The organism is Streptomyces sp. NPDC047880 (genome assembly GCF_040706515.1).
Taxonomy (GTDB): domain Bacteria; phylum Actinomycetota; class Actinomycetes; order Streptomycetales; family Streptomycetaceae; genus Streptomyces.
Genome location: NZ_JBEZOK010000019.1, coordinates 108814 through 126413, shown reverse-complemented (window position 1 = coordinate 126413; position 17600 = coordinate 108814). Strand labels below are relative to the sequence as shown.

Annotated in this window: 14 protein-coding genes, 1 tRNA gene and 1 pseudogene; 14 read left to right on the top strand and 2 right to left on the bottom strand. The window is 73.3% G+C overall.

All coding sequences use genetic code 11. The annotated features are described in order from the left end of the window. Position 1: 1 nt before the first annotated feature. The 8 genes and pseudogenes from AB0937_RS26255 to AB0937_RS26220 form a co-directional block, all read left to right on the top strand. Complete coding sequence (locus tag AB0937_RS26255; RefSeq protein WP_366714718.1) at positions 2-1039, top strand: SCO3242 family prenyltransferase; 1038 nt, start codon at positions 2-4, stop codon at positions 1037-1039. After that, positions 1036-2031 carry a sugar phosphate isomerase/epimerase family protein gene (locus AB0937_RS26250; protein ID WP_366714638.1) on the top strand — a complete coding sequence of 332 codons (996 nt, stop codon included), beginning with the start codon at positions 1036-1038 and terminating at the stop codon, positions 2029-2031. Before AB0937_RS26255 ends, AB0937_RS26250 begins: the two co-directional genes overlap by 4 nt. Next, positions 2028-2774 (top strand): EboA domain-containing protein, encoded by a 747-nt coding sequence (locus tag AB0937_RS26245; RefSeq protein WP_366714636.1) that lies wholly within the window; start codon positions 2028-2030, stop codon positions 2772-2774. The genes AB0937_RS26250 and AB0937_RS26245 overlap by 4 nt, the downstream gene beginning before the upstream one ends. Continuing rightward, positions 2774-3685, top strand: a complete 912-nt coding sequence (locus AB0937_RS26240) for a TatD family hydrolase (protein WP_366714634.1) — start codon at positions 2774-2776, stop codon at positions 3683-3685. The genes AB0937_RS26245 and AB0937_RS26240 overlap by 1 nt, the downstream gene beginning before the upstream one ends. 3 nt (positions 3686-3688) lie before the next feature. Continuing rightward, positions 3689-4858: a metabolite traffic protein EboE gene (gene eboE, locus AB0937_RS26235; RefSeq protein ID WP_366714632.1), complete on the top strand. Its 1170-nt coding sequence runs from the start codon at positions 3689-3691 to the stop codon at positions 4856-4858. After that, the gene (locus AB0937_RS26230; RefSeq protein ID WP_366714630.1) at positions 4855-6333 is read left to right on the top strand and encodes a nucleotide pyrophosphatase/phosphodiesterase family protein; all 1479 of its coding nucleotides are present in this window, start codon (positions 4855-4857) and stop codon (positions 6331-6333) included. The genes eboE and AB0937_RS26230 overlap by 4 nt, the downstream gene beginning before the upstream one ends. An 83-nt stretch (positions 6334-6416) precedes the next feature. Further along, entirely contained in the window at positions 6417-7469 is a 1053-nt protein-coding gene (locus AB0937_RS26225) for a sugar phosphate isomerase/epimerase (protein WP_366714629.1), read from the top strand. A 164-nt stretch (positions 7470-7633) separates the two neighbouring features. Beyond that, positions 7634-7888: pseudogene (locus AB0937_RS26220) on the top strand (aldehyde dehydrogenase); the annotation flags it as partial. A gap of 49 nt (positions 7889-7937) precedes the next feature. Here the strand turns inward: AB0937_RS26220 and AB0937_RS26215 are convergent. Beyond that, entirely contained in the window at positions 7938-9272 is a 1335-nt protein-coding gene (locus AB0937_RS26215) for a DUF2254 domain-containing protein (RefSeq protein ID WP_366714628.1), read from the bottom strand. 142 nt (positions 9273-9414) lie between these two features. Between AB0937_RS26215 and AB0937_RS26210 the strand changes: the two genes are divergently transcribed. Next, positions 9415-9499 (top strand) — tRNA-Leu (locus AB0937_RS26210). A gap of 109 nt (positions 9500-9608) precedes the next feature. Here the strand turns inward: AB0937_RS26210 and AB0937_RS26205 are convergent. Then, positions 9609-11321: a helix-turn-helix domain-containing protein gene (locus AB0937_RS26205; RefSeq protein WP_366714627.1), complete on the bottom strand. Its 1713-nt coding sequence runs from the start codon at positions 11319-11321 to the stop codon at positions 9609-9611. A gap of 357 nt (positions 11322-11678) precedes the next feature. On the opposite strand from AB0937_RS26205, the gene AB0937_RS26200 reads away from it, so the two are divergent. The 5 genes from AB0937_RS26200 (at position 11679) to AB0937_RS26180 (ending at position 17584) form a co-directional block, all read left to right on the top strand. Next, on the top strand, positions 11679-13427 hold the full coding sequence (locus AB0937_RS26200) for an FAD-dependent monooxygenase (protein WP_366714626.1): 1749 nt from the start codon (positions 11679-11681) through the stop codon (positions 13425-13427). Between the two features lie 45 nt (positions 13428-13472). Continuing rightward, entirely contained in the window at positions 13473-14342 is an 870-nt protein-coding gene (locus AB0937_RS26195; protein ID WP_366714625.1) for an intradiol ring-cleavage dioxygenase, read from the top strand. Beyond that, positions 14339-15415 carry a maleylacetate reductase gene (locus AB0937_RS26190; protein ID WP_366714624.1) on the top strand — a complete coding sequence of 359 codons (1077 nt, stop codon included), beginning with the start codon at positions 14339-14341 and terminating at the stop codon, positions 15413-15415. Before AB0937_RS26195 ends, AB0937_RS26190 begins: the two co-directional genes overlap by 4 nt. Positions 15416-15654: 239 nt before the next feature. Then, positions 15655-16662, top strand: a complete 1008-nt coding sequence (locus AB0937_RS26185) for a hypothetical protein (protein WP_366714623.1) — start codon at positions 15655-15657, stop codon at positions 16660-16662. Continuing rightward, complete coding sequence (locus tag AB0937_RS26180; protein WP_366714716.1) at positions 16550-17584, top strand: S8 family serine peptidase; 1035 nt, start codon at positions 16550-16552, stop codon at positions 17582-17584. Before AB0937_RS26185 ends, AB0937_RS26180 begins: the two co-directional genes overlap by 113 nt. Positions 17585-17600: the final 16 nt, after the last annotated feature.

Sequence of the window (17600 nt, the reverse complement as noted above, 5' to 3'; positions counted from 1 at the left end):
ACTGCGCGAGCGCCCTGGCGGCCGCCCCGACGGAACTCCCGCAGCCACCCCGGGAGACACCGCCGCCGCAACGGCCCCCCACACGCGCACCGGCGGCTCCCACCGGCACCGCGCCCGCGCCTGGGCCGAACTCCTGCGGCTTCCGGCCCTGTGCACCGTCCCCGGGGACGCCCTGGCCGGTGCCGCGGCAACCGGCGCACGTCCCACATCCCGCACCCTGCTCGCCATCGCCTCCTCCCTCTGCCTGTACGAGGCCGGCATGGCCCTCAACGACTGGGCCGACCGCGACGTCGACGCCGTCGAACGCCCACACCGCCCCCTGCCCTCCGGCCGCATCCGCCCCACCGCCGCCCTCACGGCGGCCGGAGCTCTCACCGGCGCCGGACTGGCCCTGGCCGCCCGCGCCGGCCGGCCCGCCCTCGCTGTCGCCGCACCCCTGGCCGCGACAGTCTGGGCATACGACCTCGGCCTGAAACGCACGCCCGCCGGTCCCCTGGCCATGGGCGCGGCCCGGGGCCTGGACCTGCTCCTGGGAGCCGCGGCCACCACCGGAAGGACCCGGGAGGCCCTGCCCTCCGCCGCCCTCCTCGGCACCCACACCCTGGCCGTCACCACCGTCTCCCGCCAGGAGGCACAGGGCGGCTCGCCCCTGCCTCCGCTGGCGGCCCTCGCCACGACCGCGCTGCTCACCCGACTGGTCACCCGTCGCCCCGGCACCCCGACCGACGGCCGCCGGCAGGCAACCCCCCACATCCGGACCGGCCCCCGAGCAGCCGGGTGGCCAGGCCCCGAGCCGCAGGCGCTGCTCACCACCGCCCTCGGCGCCACCTACGCCGCGACGACCGCCCGCCCCTATTTCCACGCCACCCTGAACCCCTCACCTCCTCTCACCCAACGCGCCGTCGGAGCCGGCATCCGCGCCACCATCCCCCTCCAGGCCACCCTCACCGCCCGCTCCAGGGGCACCGCCACGGCCCTCCTCATCACGGCCCTCGCCCCCCTCGGAGCCCGCTTCGCGAAGAAGGTGAGCGTCACATGAGCCTCGAAGCCAACGCCCCCGAAGCCAACGCGCCCGAGAACCGGGTCGGCGCCGCCCCCAGCCTCCGCTTCGGCTACGGCACCAACGGCCTCGCCGACCTCCGGCTCGACGACGCCCTCGCCCTCCTCGCCGACCTCGGCTACGACGGCGTCGGACTGACCCTCGACCACATGCACCTCGACCCGCTCGCCCCCGGCCTCGCCGCCCGCACCCGCCGGGTCGCGCACCGGCTGGGCACACTCGGGCTGGGCGTCACCGTCGAGACCGGTGCCCGCTATGTGCTCGACCCGCGCCGCAAGCACGGCCCGTCCCTGCTGGACCCGGACCCAGCGGACCGGGCCCGCCGCGCCGACCTCCTCCTCCGGGCCGTCCGGGTCGCCGCCGACCTCGGCGCGCACGCCGTCCACTGCTTCAGCGGAATCGTCCCGCAGGGCACCGACACGGACATCGCGTGGAAACGCCTCACCGAGGCCCTGACCCCCGTCCTGGACGCCGCCGCCCGCGCGGGCGTCCCGCTCGCCGTCGAACCCGAACCGGGCCACCTCCTCGCCACCCTGGCCGACTTCCACCATCTGCGCGGCGCCCTCGGCGACCCCGAAGCCCTCGGCCTCACCCTGGACATCGGCCACTGCCAGTGCCTCGAACCCCTCGCACCGGCCGACTGCGTGCGGACCGCCGCCCCCTGGCTGCGACACGTCCAGATCGAGGACATGCGGCGCGGCGTCCACGAGCACCTCCCCTTCGGAGACGGAGAGATCGACTTCCCGCCGGTCCTGGCGGCCCTCGCCGCCACCGGCTACCAGGGCCTGACCGTCGTCGAACTGCCCCGCCACTCCCACGCCGGCCCGCACTTCGCCGCGCACTCCCTCCCGTTCCTCCGCCACGCCGAGCGGACCGCGGCCACCGCCGCACCTGTTCCCGCTCCGGCCCTCCAGCAGGCCGCGCCACCCCACGGCGCTCCCTCCACCACCCCCGAAGGGAGCAGCAGATGACCCACCCCCGCGCCACCCACGCGGCGAGCACCGGGAGAACCCAGGACGCCCCGAGCACCAGCCACCACACCGGCCGAACCACCCCCGCCACCACCCTCACCCCCTCCCTCCGTGACCTCCGCCGACACCTCAGCAGCCGCCTCGACCCGCCCGCCCGCACCTGGCTCGACCACGCCCTCGACGAGGCCGCCGCCCACCCCGGCCTCCACGGACCCATCTCCGTCTGGGAACTGCGCCTCGCCGAAGCCGCCCGGCGCTGCGGCCCCGCCCACGCCGACGCCGCACGCGTCCTCATCCTGGACGCGGCCCGCGCCGGCACCGACGCCCTCACCCGGGTGTACTTCCAGGGCACCGCCGACGAACGCCGAGCCGTACTGCACGCCCTGCCCCACCTCGTGTCCGGCCCGGACGCCCTCCCGCTGGTCGAGGACGCCCTGCGCACCAACGACACCCGGCTCCTCGCAGCCGCCGTCGGGCCCTACGCCGCCCGGCACCTGACCGCCCACGCCTGGCGCCACGCCGTGCTGAAGTGCCTGTTCACCGGCGTGCCCGTCGACCACGTGGTGGACCTTCCGCGGCGCGCCGCCGGCGACGGCGAACTCGCCCGCATGCTGGGCGACTACGCCGCCGAACGCACCGCCGCCGGCCGCACCGCCCCCGAGGACCTGTACCGCGTCCTGGACCTGACCGAGTCCGTGCACCACACCCCCGGCACGGACCACCCCCACGGCAAGGAGTCCTGATGCGCATCTTCGACCCCCACATCCACATGTCGTCCCGCACCACCGACGACTACGAGGCCATGTACGCCGCCGGTGTGCGCGCCGTCGTGGAGCCGTCCTTCTGGCTCGGCCAGCCGCGCACCTCGCCCGCCTCCTTCCGTGACTACTTCGACTCCCTCCTCGGCTGGGAGCCCTTCCGCGCCGCCCAGTACGGCATCGCCCACCACTGCACGATCGCCCTCAACCCCAAAGAGGCCAACGACCCGCGCTGCCTGCCCGTCCTCGACGAACTGCCGCGCTATCTCGTCAAGGACAACGTCGTGGCGGTCGGAGAGATCGGCTACGACTCCATGACCCCGGCGGAGGACACCGCCCTCGCCGCGCAGCTCCAGCTCGCCGCCGAGCACGGCCTGCCCGCCCTCGTGCACACCCCGCACCGCGACAAGCTCGCCGGGCTGCGCCGCACCTTCGACGTCGTCCGGGAGTCCGCACTGGACCCGGACCGGGTCCTGGTCGACCACCTCAACGAGACCACCGTCAAGGAGGCCAGAGACAGCGGCTGCTGGCTGGGCTTCTCCGTCTATCCGGACACCAAGATGGACGAGGAGCGCATGGTCGCCCTCCTGCGCGCCTACGGCACCGGGCGGATCCTGGTGAACTCCGCCGCCGACTGGGGAAAGAGCGACCCCCTCAAGACCCGCAGGGTCGGCGACCTCATGCTGGCCGAGGGCTTCGACGAGGACGACGTCGACCAGGTGCTGTGGCGCAACCCCGTCGCCTTCTACGGGCTCAGCGGCCGGCTGAACCTCGACGTCACCGGCACGGAGGCCACCCACGAGGGCAACTCCGTCCTCCGCGGTGCCCCGAAGGATCCGCACGAGCCGGTCACCGACCCGAGCACACCGGCCCGCGTCCCCGCCGCGGAGGCGTGAGTCATGCGCTTCCGCCACCCCGACGGCTCCACCGTCCACCTCGCCTACTGCACCAACGTCCACCCCGCGGAAACCCTCGACGGCGTCCTCGCCCAGCTCCGCGACCACTGCGAGCCCGTCCGCCGCCGCCTGGGCCGCGACCGGCTGGGCATCGGGCTGTGGCTCGCCAAGGACGCGGCCCACGCACTCGTCACCGACCCCTCCGCACTGCGCAAGCTGCGCACCGAGCTCGACCGGCGCGGCCTCGAGGTCGTCACTCTCAACGGCTTCCCCTATGAAGGCTTCGGCGCCGAGGAGGTCAAGTACCGCGTCTACAAGCCGGACTGGGCCGACCCGGAACGCCTCGATCACACCACCGCCCTGGCCCGCGTCCTCGCCGGCCTTCTCCCGGACGACGTCACCGACGGGACCATCTCCACACTGCCCCTCGCCTGGCGCACCGCGTACGACGACGGCCGCGCGGAGACCGCCCGCACGGCGCTGCGCACCCTCGCCGAACGCCTCGACGCCCTCGAGGAGCTCACCGGTCGTTCCATCCGCGTGGGGCTGGAACCGGAACCCGGCTGCGTCGTCGAGACCACCCACGACGCCATCGCCCCGCTCACCGCGATCGGCCACGATCGCATCGGCCTGTGCCTCGACACCTGCCATCTCGCCACCTCCTTCGAAGACCCGTACACCGCCCTGGACGCGCTCGCCGCAGCCCGCGTCCCCGTCGTCAAATCCCAGCTCTCCGCCGCCCTGCACGCCGAGCACCCCCATCTCCCCGAGGTACGCCAAGCGCTCGCCGCCTTCGCCGAACCCCGCTTCCTGCACCAGACCCGCACAGCGACCGCCGCCGGGCTGCGCGCCACCGACGACCTCGACGAGGCCCTCGCCGGACACGCCCTGCCGGACGCCTCACCCTGGCGCGCCCACTTCCACGTCCCCCTGCACGCGGCCCCCGCCGCACCTCTCACCTCCACCCTCCCGGTCCTTTCCTCCGCCATGACCCGGCTCGTCGGCGGCCCGGCCCCGCTCACTCGCCACCTGGAGGTCGAGACGTACACCTGGCAGGCCCTCCCACCCGAGCTGCGCCCCAGGGGCCGCTCCCAGCTCGCCGACGGCATCGCCGCCGAACTCACCCTCGCCCGCGACCTGCTGACGGATCTCGGCCTGAAGGAGCTGCCATGAGCACCGGCCCCGACGAGCACCCGGAACCGGCCACCGCTGATCCGGCAGTCTCGCTTCCGCCCGACACCGACCCGGCCGCCCCGCTTCCGGCCGCCACGGACCGCCCCACCCCGCTCCTCGTGCTGGACGTCGTCGGCCTCACCCCCCGTCTCCTCGACCACATGCCCCACCTCAAGTCGCTCGCCCAGTCCGGCTCCCGCGCCCCGCTGGGCACCGTCCTGCCCGCCGTCACCTGCGCCGCCCAGTCCACCTTCCTCACCGGCGCCATGCCCTCGGAGCACGGCATCGTCGGCAACGGCTGGTACTTCCGCGAACTCGGCGACGTCCTGCTGTGGCGCCAGCACAACGGGCTCGTGGCCGGCGACAAGATCTGGGACGCCGCCCGTCGCGTCCACCCCGGCTACACCGTGGCGAACATCTGCTGGTGGTACGCCATGGGCGCCGACACCGACTTCACCGTCACCCCCCGTCCCGTCTACTACGCCGACGGCCGCAAGGAACCCGACTGCTACACCCGGCCGGCAGCGCTCCACGACGAACTCACCGAGAAACTGGGCACCTTCCCCCTCTTCCACTTCTGGGGACCCGGAGCCGACCTCGTCTCCAGCCGCTGGATCATCGACGCGACCCGCCACATCATGACCACCCGGCACCCCGACCTGACGCTCTGCTACCTCCCTCACCTCGACTACGACCTGCAGCGCTTCGGCCCCGACGACCCGCGCTCCCTGAAGGCGGCCGCCGACCTGGACACCGCCATGGCGCCACTGCTGGACGACGCCCGCGCGCAGGGCCGTACCGTCGTCGCCCTGTCCGAGTACGGCATCACCCGCGTGAACCGGCACGTCGACATCAACCGCGCCCTGCGCCGCGCCGGGCTGCTGGAGGTGCACACGCAGGACGGCATGGAGTACCTCGACCCGATGGCGTCCCGCGCCTTCGCGGTAGCCGACCACCAGATCGCCCATGTCTACGTGCGCCGCCCCGAGGACCTCGACGCCACCCGGGCCGCACTCGAAGGCCTGCCCGGCGTCGCCCAACTCCTCGGCGACGAAGGCAAGAAGGACCACCACCTCGACCATCCGCGCGCCGGCGAACTGGTCGCCGTGGCGGAACCCGACGCCTGGTTCACGTACTACTACTGGCTCGACGACGACCGCGCGCCCGACTTCGCGCAGCTGGTCGAGATCCACCGCAAACCCGGCTACGACCCGGTCGAACTCTTCATGGATCCCCTCGACCCGTACGTCAAGGTCAAGGCGGCCACCGCACTGGCGCGCAAGAAACTCGGCATGCGCTACCGCATGGCGGTCGTGCCCCTGGACCCCTCACCTATTCGAGGCAGCCACGGCCGCCTTCCGCAGAGCGACGACGACGGTCCGCTCCTCATCTGCTCCACCCCCCGCGCTGTCGGCGACCGCGTCGCGGCCACCGATGTGAAGTCACTGCTGCTCCGACTCGCCGGTCTCACCTGAAGTTCTCACCCTCGGTGTCCGACTGGTCACAAGTGAAGCACTCACCACTGACAACGCCCCGCGATCACGAGGAGTTCCCCCGCATGAGCCGCTTCTCCCAGCCCGACCCCGAGCTCGGCCACCGCCTCAGCAGACGAGGCATGCTCGGCGTCGCCGCCGGGGCCACCGCCGCCGCCCTGCTCGGCGCCGCGGCCCCCGCGACCGCAGCCCCCACGACGGCGACCACAGCCACCGCCTCCGGCGCGAAGGGCCGCGGCCGCCCCGTCCTGCCGCCCGGCCGCCTCGGTATCCAGCTGTACAGCCTGCGCGACAAGGTCTCCACCCTCGGCTTCGGCCCCGTCTTCGCCGAACTGGAGCGGTACGGCTACGACGAGGTCGAGTTCGCCGGTTACACCCAGGGCTCCGCCGGCCCCATCACGCTCGCCCAGCTCAAGCGGCTGGCCCGCGACCACGGCCTGAACCCGATCGGCAGCCACGTCGGTTACTACTCCGACGACCCGAACGCCTACACCTTCGCCCAGAACCTCACCAAGGTCCTCGACGACGCCCAGGCCCTCGGCCTCAGGCACATCGGCACCGCCTCCGGTCCGTTCCGTTACGGCTCGACCGTCGACGCCTGGAAGCGTGCCGCCGAGGACTTCAACACATACGGCGCGGCGGCCAGGGCACGCGGCATGAAGTTCTACCAGCACAACCACTCCGAGGAGTTCTCCTTCGCCACCGACAACCCCAAGGTCCGCCTCTACGACGTGCTGCTCAGGGAGACCGACCCGGACCTGGTCCACCTGGAGATGGACATCTACTGGGCGTACGTCGGCCAGTTCCGGTTCTCCCAGCGGCCCGACGGGACTCCCGCCCCGTTCGAGCCGCTGGACTACGTCCTGCGGCGGCCCGACCGCTACCCGCTCTTCCACGTGAAAGACGGCGAGAGCGACCCGTCGAACCCGTACGGATACCGCATGACTGATGTCGGCGACGGCGACATCGACTACCAGCGCTTCATCTCGGCCGTGACCCGGCTGCGCGGTCACCGCATGGCCCACCACTGGCAGGCCGAGCACGACAACCCGGCCGAGTCCTTCACCTTTGCGCGCCGTTCCAGCGCGCACCTGCACTCCCTGAGGGAGAAGTGCTGACCGGAGTACGAGCATGAGGAGGCCCCTCCCCGCCCGGGGAGGGGCCTCCTCATGGGTGGGCCGCCTTCAGCCCACGGTCTGCGGCCGTGCCGGTGCGCGCCCGGGCCGGCGCAGCAGCAGGGCCACCAGAGCGGCGCCCAACTGCTGGCCGCGATGAACGCCCCAACGGCGCGCTGGTCGCCACGCTGTCCACGGACGACCGGGCGACGTACGACCGGCTCGCCCCGCACATCCGCGCCTTCAAGGTCGGCCACGGCGCGCCCCGCTCACGCGGCGACCGCGACGAGCTGTTCGGCGGGCTCGGCGCGTCCTGGCGCGGTGCGTTCGTCGGCGGCGACCTGCTCGTGCGGGCGGTGACGCGGGGGCCGGCGGGGGAGCGGCTGCCGGGGAACTTCCCGGAGTACCAGCTGCTGCCCTGACGAAAGGGGGGTGCGTCCGGCGCCGGCTCGCCGCGTACCGGGACATCGCTCAGCCGATGCCCTGCCGGTCCGGGCGCAGGGCGAAGTCCCGGTCCGGCGCGTTCGCCGCGGCGAGACCGACCGCCTGCCGGAGCAGGTCACGATGGCGCAGCAGCGGCTCGCGGCGCTCCGGCGGAGCGAGCAGGAGCAGGTCGTCGAGGCCGGCCAGCATGCGCCGGGAGACCTGCGGGTTCCCCACGGCACACCCCCGTGTCTCGGTCAGCCCGAGATCCACCAACTCCGTCCAGCCGGGCACGGGCTGCACCAGGCGCACCGCACCGGCCCGGTCCCGGTGCAGGGCGGCGTCCAGCGGCCGCCGGCTCAGCGCGGCCAGGAACTGGACGACCCGGTCCAGCGCCTGGACGGCGGTCGTCGGATCGTTGACCGCGGGGGACAGCCCGCGCAGCGCGATGTCGGACAACTGCCGCAGCCCGAAGCCGAGATCCTGGTGGTAGGTCCGTTCCACGCCCACCGAGATCGCGTAGCGCAGCACCCTGCGCGGCGGGACCGGGCCGCCGTGCACCGCGAGCACGGGCATCCCGGGCACCACGAAGTCCCCGATCCGCGGGATCAGCCGCAGCACCACCCCGTGCTTGCGCGCCACCCGCACCAACCGCGCGATGTGCACGTCCCGCAGCACCCCCGCCCGGCCCTCGTGCGGCACCCAGGCGGTCTCGGTGCCGAGGTCGGGAACACCACCCTGCCCGGCCACCGGCACGGGCATCGAGGCGACCACCCGGAACGACTCCGTGGCGATCCGCGCGATCACATGGCTGATGCGCATCAGCCGCAGGGTGGCGTTCACGTAGAGCACGAAGAGCAGCAGGCTCAGGGCGACCATGCAGAGGGTGAGGACCGACTGCACCAGAGGCACCGAGGTGACGGCCCGGGGATCGTCCACACTGTCGAAGCTCGTCAGGACCAGCAGCGTCAGCACGAAGGTCGCCAGGAAGACCGCGAAGGTCGCCTTGGTGATCCGGCTCCGGACGAAGAGCCGCACCACGCGCGGGGTGAACTGCCCGGTGGCCATCTGAACGGCCACCAGGGAGATGCTGAACACCACACCGATGAAGGTCATCATCGCCGAGCCCACCACGGTCACCACGGCTTTCGCGTCCTCCGCGAACCGCAGCAGCTCGTCGAGCGTCTCGTAGTCCCGGTCTTCCCGGAGCGCGTCGACCAGGGCCGTGTCGAGGGCCTCCGCCCCCACCCAGACCGCGAAGACGGCCAGCATCGCCGCGGTGGGGGCGAACCAGAACGTGTCCCGCAGATGCTCCCTGAGCGGTGACAGTGCACGTGGCCGACGCCTCACCGAAGAGCTCTGCGTAACCATCCAGTCACTCATGGTGTGACCCTAGGGGTATCGGGGCGTGAGGTCCCGGACCCCCGCCCGGCACAGGGAAACGCAGGTGAAAGGCACTCCGAAAGCTTGGTATTGTTGTCCATGTCGCCGGGGGGAACACCCCTGGCAAGGCGGCAGACACCTGGTCCGGGTGGCGGAATGGCAGACGCGCTAGCTTGAGGTGCTAGTGCCCTTTATCGGGCGTGGGGGTTCAAGTCCCCCCTCGGACACACACCAGCTCGGGCGGGTCGAGATCATCTCGGCCCGCCCGAGCGGTTTGTGCATCGCCCTCCAGCAGGAATCAGCGCCAGGGATCAGCCCCCAGGACCAGCACCGGGATCAGCGCCGGTACTCCCGCAGCTTGCGGTACAGCGTCGCCCGGCCGATCCCCAGCGCGGTCGCCGCGCGTGCCTTGTTGCCGCCGTGGCGGCGCAGCGCCTCCAGGATGGCGGTGCGCTCGGCGTGCTCCATCGGGCTGAGCGGGCGCGCGGCCGGTCCCTCCCGGACGGCGTCCGGCAGCTCCGCCCGGCGGACCGGCCCGGACCTCCGCCGCTGCTCCGCGAGGGCCCGTACGACATGGGCCAGCTCGGTGACGTTGCCGGGCCACTGGTGCGCCTCCAGCGCACGCAGGGCGTCCAGGGTCCAGGTCAGCGGCGGTTGCCCGGGCGCCGGGCGGGGGGTGAGGGCGGGCAGGAGTTCCCGTATGTCCTCGGCGCGCTCCCGCAGTGGTGGCAGGGTCACCGAGCGGGCGGACAGTTTGTCCAGCAGACGCTGGAGGCAGGGGCCCGCCGGGGCGCCGGGCGTGTAAGTGATCAGCAGCGGGATGCCCGGGTGCTGGTCGAGCAGGGAGTTGAGCGTGGCCACGCCGGGTTGCGCGAGGCGCTCGGCGTGGCGCAGCAGGAGGAGCCGGTCGGGCTGCCACGTGGACAGGGCCTGGTCGAGGCCGGCGTCCTGTGCCGCGTCGGCCTCCTGGACGGGGTCCGGGCCGAACAGCTCCCGCGCCAGTGCGGCCTTGCCGGTTCCGCGTTCGCCGGTCAGCAGCAGGGGCTCCCCGGAGCGGACCAGCTCGACTGCCCGCCCGACGGCGTGCCGCCAGGAGACCGAGGAGCCGGTCAGGGCGACCGGCGGGGGCGGCGCAGCGGGCGCCGGATCGTCCAGCGGTTCCAGGGCGGCCACGATCCCGATGGTCGTGCCGTCCAGCCGTACCGGGGTGACGTGCGCCGTACACCCGGCTCCCTCCGGCAATCGCGTGACGCCCGTGACGTCCCGGTGCCGCGCGCCGGCCGCCGTGCGCTCCAGCACCCCGAGCACCTCGGGCGTCAGCAGCCGCTGCGCCGCGTCGCTGACCAGCCGGTTGCGGCCGTCGAGTGCCGCCACGGCCCGGTCCGGTCCGCCCGCCGCGTGCACGAAGGCGTCCAGCAGCGCCCGCTCGCCCCGCCCGGCCCGGGCCCGCAGCTCCGTCTCGACCGCCGCGACCGTCGCCTCGGCGAAGGCCGCCTGAGGATGCGGCGGTCCGGCGGCGCACAGCCGTGATGCGACCGTCACGGTGCCCAGCACCCGTCCGCTCTCCGGCCCGAGCACCGGCACGCTGACCGCGGAGACGTCCTGCCACCGGTCGAGGAAGTGCTCGGGTCCGTGGACCTCGGCCCGGCCCCGGGTGCGCAGGGCGAGAGCCGCGCTGTTGTGGCCGACCTCCTGCTCCGACAGACCGCCGCACGCGCCGCACCCGGGTACGCTCCCGGCCGTCCACAGCACGCGCAGCCGTTCGTCGGTCAGGACGAGCAGCGACCCGCCCGCGCCCAGGGCAGGGACGATCCGGTCGAGCACCGGCCGGGCGGCGCCGAGCAGAGCCGACTCCCCGGGCAGCGGAGAACGCGCCACCGGCTCTTCCAAGTCGTGCGGCACGCCGAAGAACCGAGCCCGCCGCCACGCCGCGACGACGTCCTCCGGCACGCCCTGGGGCAGCGGACGCCCCGACAGGAACCGCTCGCGGGCGACGCGCAGTGAGGGCCGGGCGGTAGTGGCTGCGGGAGAGGGGTCTGTGGTGGTCACGGCACAGCCCACCGTAGCGGGTTCAGTTGAACAGGAAACAACCGCGGGTCCCGCTGCCGCGCTTCGCCGACCATCCGATGTGTCGTAACGGGGTGCCCGAGGCCGCCGCCCGTCGACCGTCCGGCGTTGCGCCATGAGGCACCCCGAGCCCGTCGACCGTCCGGCGTTGCGCCATGAGGCACCCAGAGCTCGCCGACCGTCCGGCGTTGCGCCATGAGGCACCCCGAGACCCCGCCCAGCCGCCCTTCGCCTACACCCCTGTGTCTCGTAATGAGACACCCGCGCGCAGCCCAAGACCTCCATGATCATGCACGTCCCGCGTCCCGCCGCCCGAACCCCCTTCCGCAGGAGCGCCCCGTGTCCACCGTCGTCGAGACCGACGTCCTGATCGTGGGCAGCGGCCCGGCCGGTGCCTCGGCCGCGCTGGCCCTGAGCACCTACGGCGTCCCCAACACCGTGGTGACCCGCTACGCGCGCCTCGCCGACACACCCCGCGCGCACATCACCAACCAGCGCACCATGGAGGTGCTGCGCGACCTCGGCGTGGAGCAGGAGGTCGTCGCGCAGGCCACCCCGCAGCACCTGATGGGCAACACGACGTTCTGCACGAGCCTCGCGGGCGAGGAACTGGGCCGGGTGCGCTCCTGGGGCAACGACCCGCTCGTGCAGGCCGAGCACGAACTCGCCAGCCCCACGCGCATGTGCGACATGCCGCAGCACCTCATGGAGCCGGTCCTCGTGAACGCGGCCGTCGCCCGCGGCACCCGACTCCGCTTCCAGAACGAGTACCTGTCCCACACCCAGGACGCCGACGGCGTCACCGCCACCGTTCTCGACCGGCTGCGCGGGGACACGTACGAGATCCGGGCCAAGTACCTGATCGGCGCCGACGGCGGACGGTCGAAGATCGCCGCGGACGCCGGGCTGCCGATGGGTGGCCAGATGGGCGTGGCCGGCAGCATCAACATCGTCTTCGAGGCGGACCTGAGCCGGTACACCGCCCACCGCCCGTCCACCCTCTACTGGGTCCTCGCCCCGGGCGCGACGGTCGGCGGCATCGGCGCCGGCCTGGTGCGCTGTGTGCGCCCCTGGAACGAGTGGCTGATCGTCTGGGGCTACGACGTGAACGCCGGCGCGCCCGACCTGACCACCGAGTACGCGGAGTCGATCGTCCGGGCGCTCGTCGGTGACGACGACATCCCGGTGACCGTCAAGTCGTCCTCGGCGTGGACCGTCAACGAGATGTACGCCGAGACGTACGCCAACGGCCGGGTCTTCTGCGCCGGCGACGCCGTGCACCGGCATCCGCCGTCCAACGGCCTCGGCTCCAACACCTCGATCCAGGACGCCTACAACCTCGCCTGGAAGCTCAAACTCGTCCTCGACGGCACCGCCCACCCCAGGCTGCTCGACAGCTACACCGCCGAGCGCGCCCCGGTCGGCCGGCAGATCGTCACCCGCGCCAACCGGTCCATCCGCGAGACCGCCCCGGTCTTCGAGGCCCTCGACGGGCTCTCCCCGCAGACCCCCGAGCAGCTGTGGGCCAACATCGCCGCCCGCAAGGACGCCACCGAGGCCGCCGAGAAGCAGCGGGCCGCACTGCGCGAGGCGATCGCCTTCAAGGTCTACGAGTTCAACGCCCACGGCGTCGACCTCAACCAGCGCTACGACGCCGGGGATTGCGCCGCGATCGTCCCGGACGGCACGCCCGACCCCGGCTTCGCCCGCGACCCCGAGCTGCACCACCAGCCGTCCTCCCGCCCCGGCGCCCGGCTCCCGCACGCCTGGATCATCTCCGGCACCCGCACGCTCTCGACCCTCGACACCATCGGCCGGGGCCGCTTCACCCTGCTGACCGGCATCGGGGGAGACGCCTGGGTGCGGGCGGCCGAGGAGCAGGAGGTGGAGATCGCCACGGTGGTGATCGGCCCGGGCCAGCAGTACGAGGACCCGTACGGAGACTGGGCGCGGCTGCGTGAGATCCCGGACGCGGGCGCCCTCCTGGTACGCCCGGACGGTTTCGTCGCCTTTCGACACGCCACCGTCGGCGCGGACGCCGGAGAACTGCTCGCGGACGCGCTGCGGCGGATCCTCGGGCACGGGTGAGAGCGCCATCATGGAAGAAGCGGACGTCGACGACGAGGAGCCGGGATGACCACCGATGCGACCAGGGCCGGCGTCACCGAGCAGGCCCTCGCCAGCCTGCGCGGGACCGCCGACCCGCGGCTGCGTGAACTGCTCACCGGCCTCGTCCGCCATCTGCACGACTTCGCGCGCGAGACCCGTCTGACCCAGGAGGAGTGGGAGCGGGCGATCGCCTTCCTGACCACGACCGGGCAGATGTGCACCGACACCCGGCAGGAGTTCATCCTGCTGTCGGACGTGCTGGGCCTGTCCATGCTGGTGGAGACGCTGAGCGGCGATCGCGCGGCGGGCGCCACCGAGTCGACGGTGCTGGGCCCCTTCCACATGACCGAGTCGCCGGTCCGCGCGCTCGGCGACGACATCGACCTGGTCGGCGGCGGCGAGAAGTGCGTCGTCAGCGGCCGGGTGCGGTCCGCCGACGGCACCCCGCTGCCCGGCGCCGTCGTCGACGTCTGGCAGGCCGACGACAAGGGCTTCTACGACGTCCAGCAGCCCGGCGTCCAGCCCGCGGGCAACGGACGCGGGCTGTTCACCGCCGACGCCGAGGGCCGCTTCTGGTTCCGCACCTGCGTCCCGGCGGCGTATCCCATCCCCACCGACGGCCCCGTGGGCGGGCTGCTGCGCGCGACCGGACGGCACCCGTACCGCCCCGCGCACATCCACTTCATCGCCACGGCCGAGGGCCACCGACCCGTCACCACCCACATCTTCGTGGCCGGCGGCGACTACCTCGACTCCGACGCGGTGTTCGCCGTGAAGCGGAGCCTGGTCCAGGACTTCGCCGAGACCGACGACCCGTTCCTGGCCCGGGAGTTCGGCGTGGCGAACCCCTTCCGGCACGCCCGCTTCGACCTCGTCCTGGAGCAGGCCGCATGACGTTCCAGGAGCAGTTCACGTACGAGACCCGGCCCGTGCGGGTCGTGTTCCGGCCCGGCGCGGCCGTCACCGCGACTCCGGACGAGGCGGCGCGCCTCGGCCTGCGGCGGCTGCTCGTGGTGTCCGGCAGACGGGGCGAGCCCGTGGCCCGGGCCGTCGCGGAGGCGCTCGGCGACAGTTGCGCGGGGGTGCACGCCGAAGCGCGGATGCATGTGCCCGTCGAGGACGCCGACCGGGCCGTCGCGGCCGCCCGGGCGGTGGGGGCGGACGGCTGCGTCGCGGTCGGCGGCGGCTCCGCGATCGGGCTCGGCAAAGCGATCGCCCTGCGCACCGGACTTCCGCTGATCGCCGTGCCGTCGACCTACTCGGGCTCCGAGATGACCCCGGTCTGGGGCCTGACCGAGGACGGCACCAAACGCACCGGCCGCGACCCGGTCGTCCAGCCCCGCAGCGTCGTCTACGACCCCCGGCTCACCCTCTCCCTGCCGGTGCCGCTGACCGTGACCAGCGGGATCAACGCGCTCGCGCACGCCGTGGAGGCGCTGTACGCCCCCGACGTCTCACCGCTGGTGTCGGTCATGGCCGAGGAGGGCGTCCGGGCCATGGCCGTGGCTCTGCCGCGACTGGCCGCAGACCCGGACGACCTCGATGCGCGCAGCCGGGCGCTGTACGCGGCATGGCTGTGCGGCGCGTGCCTCGGCGCGACGACCATGGGGCTGCACCACAAGCTGTGCCATGTCCTCGGCGGCACCTACGGCCTGCCCCACGCCGAGACCCACACCGTGGTCCTGCCCCACGCCCTCGCCCACAACGCCCCCGCGGCCCCGCAGGCGTTGACCGTCCTGCGCCGCGCCCTCGGAACCGACGACGCGCCCCGCGCCCTGTGGGACCTGGCCGGCCGCCTCGGCGCACCGCGTTCCCTGGCCGAACTCGGCCTCACGGAGGCCGATGTGACCCCGGCGGCGGAACGGGCCGCGGGCGAGCCGTACGCCAATCCGCGCGAGGTGACGGCTGAGGGGGTTCGCGGCGTGCTGCTCGCGGCGTACGAAGGCGGCCCGCCCTCCACGGCATAGGCGCCTCCGTCAGCCGGCCCGCCCGTACCCGCCGTGAGCGCGAGGTTGCAGCGGCCCTGACCAGGGCGGAAGATGAGAACAGGCCCACCGGCCGCTGTCGCCGTCTCCCACCGCCCTGCGCAGGACCGCACGCACGCGCACCGGGAGTCCACACGGACCGAGCCGACCTCTCAGCGGTGTTCTACGGGAACGGTCCCGTACCTGTCCTGTGGGCCACCTACTGCCCCGTCCACTTCGACGTGTGGCTGGCGTTCGCCCGGCCGCCGTCCTCGCGGGAGGACGCCGACGGCCCGCGAGCCGTGGCCCGGACGGGAGAGCGGGGGCGGCAGGACCTGATTCTCGCGATCCGTGAGGAGTACGGCGTCGAGCAGGTGCTGGAGCGTTTCCAGAGCAGCGGGCTGATGGAGAAGTGCCGTCCGATCGCCGCCGGCAGTTTCGTGGCGGCGCAGCTGACCCTGAAGGAACTCGTCAGCGACGTCCTGCCCCTGACCAGTCTGGCCGGTGCGGTGCGGGTCGCCCACGAACTCGCCCGCGCCAGCGGGACCGAGGGCGTCGAAGCAGCCCTCGCCGGACACGTCAGGACGCCCGCCACCAGCGAGATCCACGACAGCATGGAGCGCCGGCAGGAGCGCGGCCGCCATGTCACCTGGCTGCTGAGGTTGCTGCACCGCGTCGTGCGGAACGCGAGACCGGACCTGGGCCGGGGTGAGACGCGGGCACGGGCCGTGACCGGCGTACTGGTCGACATGCTGGACGCCGTCGTCGTGGACACCGGCCCCGTGCGCCGGCCCCACGCACCCGTCGGGCGGGTGGCCGACCGGAGGCAGAAGTACCCGGTCGTCTCCGTGACTACGAACCGGCCCGCGACCGGAGCAGTCGTACGGTCACGCCGGACGATCAAAGCCGGCGCGGCGGAGCAGGTCTTCCCTGTCGACACCGCCGCCATCGGCTGGGCCGTGGTCGTCGGCGGCATCGACCCGCGCCACCCCGCCTTCCACGACTGGGACGCCACAGGCCCGACGCCGCAGCCACTCGGGACGCGTATCGCCCGCTCCTTCGACTTCACTCACCGGCGTACGGGAGAAACTCTCCGCCGACGTGCTCGTGGGCGGCCTCGTCAACTGGGCGGCCGCCCTGCCGTCCGTCGAGACCACCCCGTCCCCGAAGCAACCCGCACGGCCACCGCCCGGCGACCAGCACGGCACCCACATCGCCGGCATCATCGGCGGCTGGTGGCCGGAGCTTGACTTCCGCGGCATCTGCCCACGCATCCGGCTCTACGATGTCCGGGTCCTCGACGACGACGGCGGTGGCGACGAGTTCTCCATCGTCACCGCCCTGCAGGCGATCCGTCACATCAACGAGCAGGCCCGCCGGTTCATCATCGCCGGGGTCAGCATCAGCCTGTCGGTCCCGCACGACGTCGCCAGCCACTCCACCGGATGGACCCCCGTGTGCGTCGAGTGTGACCGCCTGGCGCGGTCCGGCGTCGTGGTCGTCACCGCGGCCGGCAACTCGGGATTCACCGGCACCGCGCGGACCATGGGCGCCGACTACCGGGACATCAGCATCTCCGACCCCGGAAACGCGGAGTCCGTCATCACCGTCGGCTCCACCCACCGCAGCAACCCCCACCGCCACGGCGTCAGCTACTTCTCCAGCCGGGGCCCCACCGGCGACGGCCGGCCCAAGCCCGGCCTGGTGGCACCGGGAGAGGACATCGACGGCCCCATCCCCGGCGAGGGCATCGCCGCCATGCACGGCACCAGCCAGGCGGCGGCCCATGTCAGCGGAGCCGCGGCCATGCTGCTGCTGGCCCGCAACCGGGAGTTGCTCGGCCCCCCCCGGAACGTCTCGTCCAGCTCTCCACCGACTTCCCGGCGGACGGCCCCGACGCCCTGCGCCGCCGCCGCGCGGCCTTCCCCGAACAACCGGCCTGCGACGGCCGTCATCTCGCCCTCGTCCCGACCGTGTTCGACCGCCTCGACCCGGGCCTGTGCCGTGCCCTGGTCCACCGCGGTGGTGGCTGGGCGGGGCGGCCCTGGCGGCGTACCACCCGGAGCTGCTTCCGGACGACCTGTCATCGCTGCGCCCGCCGCAGCGATGACCTTCCGATCGAGGACCGCACGCACGGCCCTCAGCCGCCTGAGTCTTGCGGACAGAAGGTGACCTCAAGCCTTCCTAG

Excerpts from the sequence above, each read along its gene's own strand:
- AB0937_RS26230 (WP_366714630.1), top strand. The coding sequence starts at position 4,855 with ATGAGCACCGGCCCCGACGAGCACCCGGAACCGGCCACCGCTGATCCG.
- AB0937_RS26195 (WP_366714625.1), top strand. The coding sequence starts at position 13,473 with ATGACCACCGATGCGACCAGGGCCGGCGTCACCGAGCAGGCCCTCGCC.
- eboE (WP_366714632.1), top strand. The coding sequence starts at position 3,689 with ATGCGCTTCCGCCACCCCGACGGCTCCACCGTCCACCTCGCCTACTGC.
- AB0937_RS26250 (WP_366714638.1), top strand. The coding sequence starts at position 1,036 with ATGAGCCTCGAAGCCAACGCCCCCGAAGCCAACGCGCCCGAGAACCGG.
- AB0937_RS26190 (WP_366714624.1), top strand. The coding sequence starts at position 14,339 with ATGACGTTCCAGGAGCAGTTCACGTACGAGACCCGGCCCGTGCGGGTC.
- AB0937_RS26215 (WP_366714628.1), bottom strand. The coding sequence starts at position 9,272 with ATGAGTGACTGGATGGTTACGCAGAGCTCTTCGGTGAGGCGTCGGCCA.
- AB0937_RS26225 (WP_366714629.1), top strand. The coding sequence starts at position 6,417 with ATGAGCCGCTTCTCCCAGCCCGACCCCGAGCTCGGCCACCGCCTCAGC.
- AB0937_RS26240 (WP_366714634.1), top strand. The coding sequence starts at position 2,774 with ATGCGCATCTTCGACCCCCACATCCACATGTCGTCCCGCACCACCGAC.
- AB0937_RS26245 (WP_366714636.1), top strand. The coding sequence starts at position 2,028 with ATGACCCACCCCCGCGCCACCCACGCGGCGAGCACCGGGAGAACCCAG.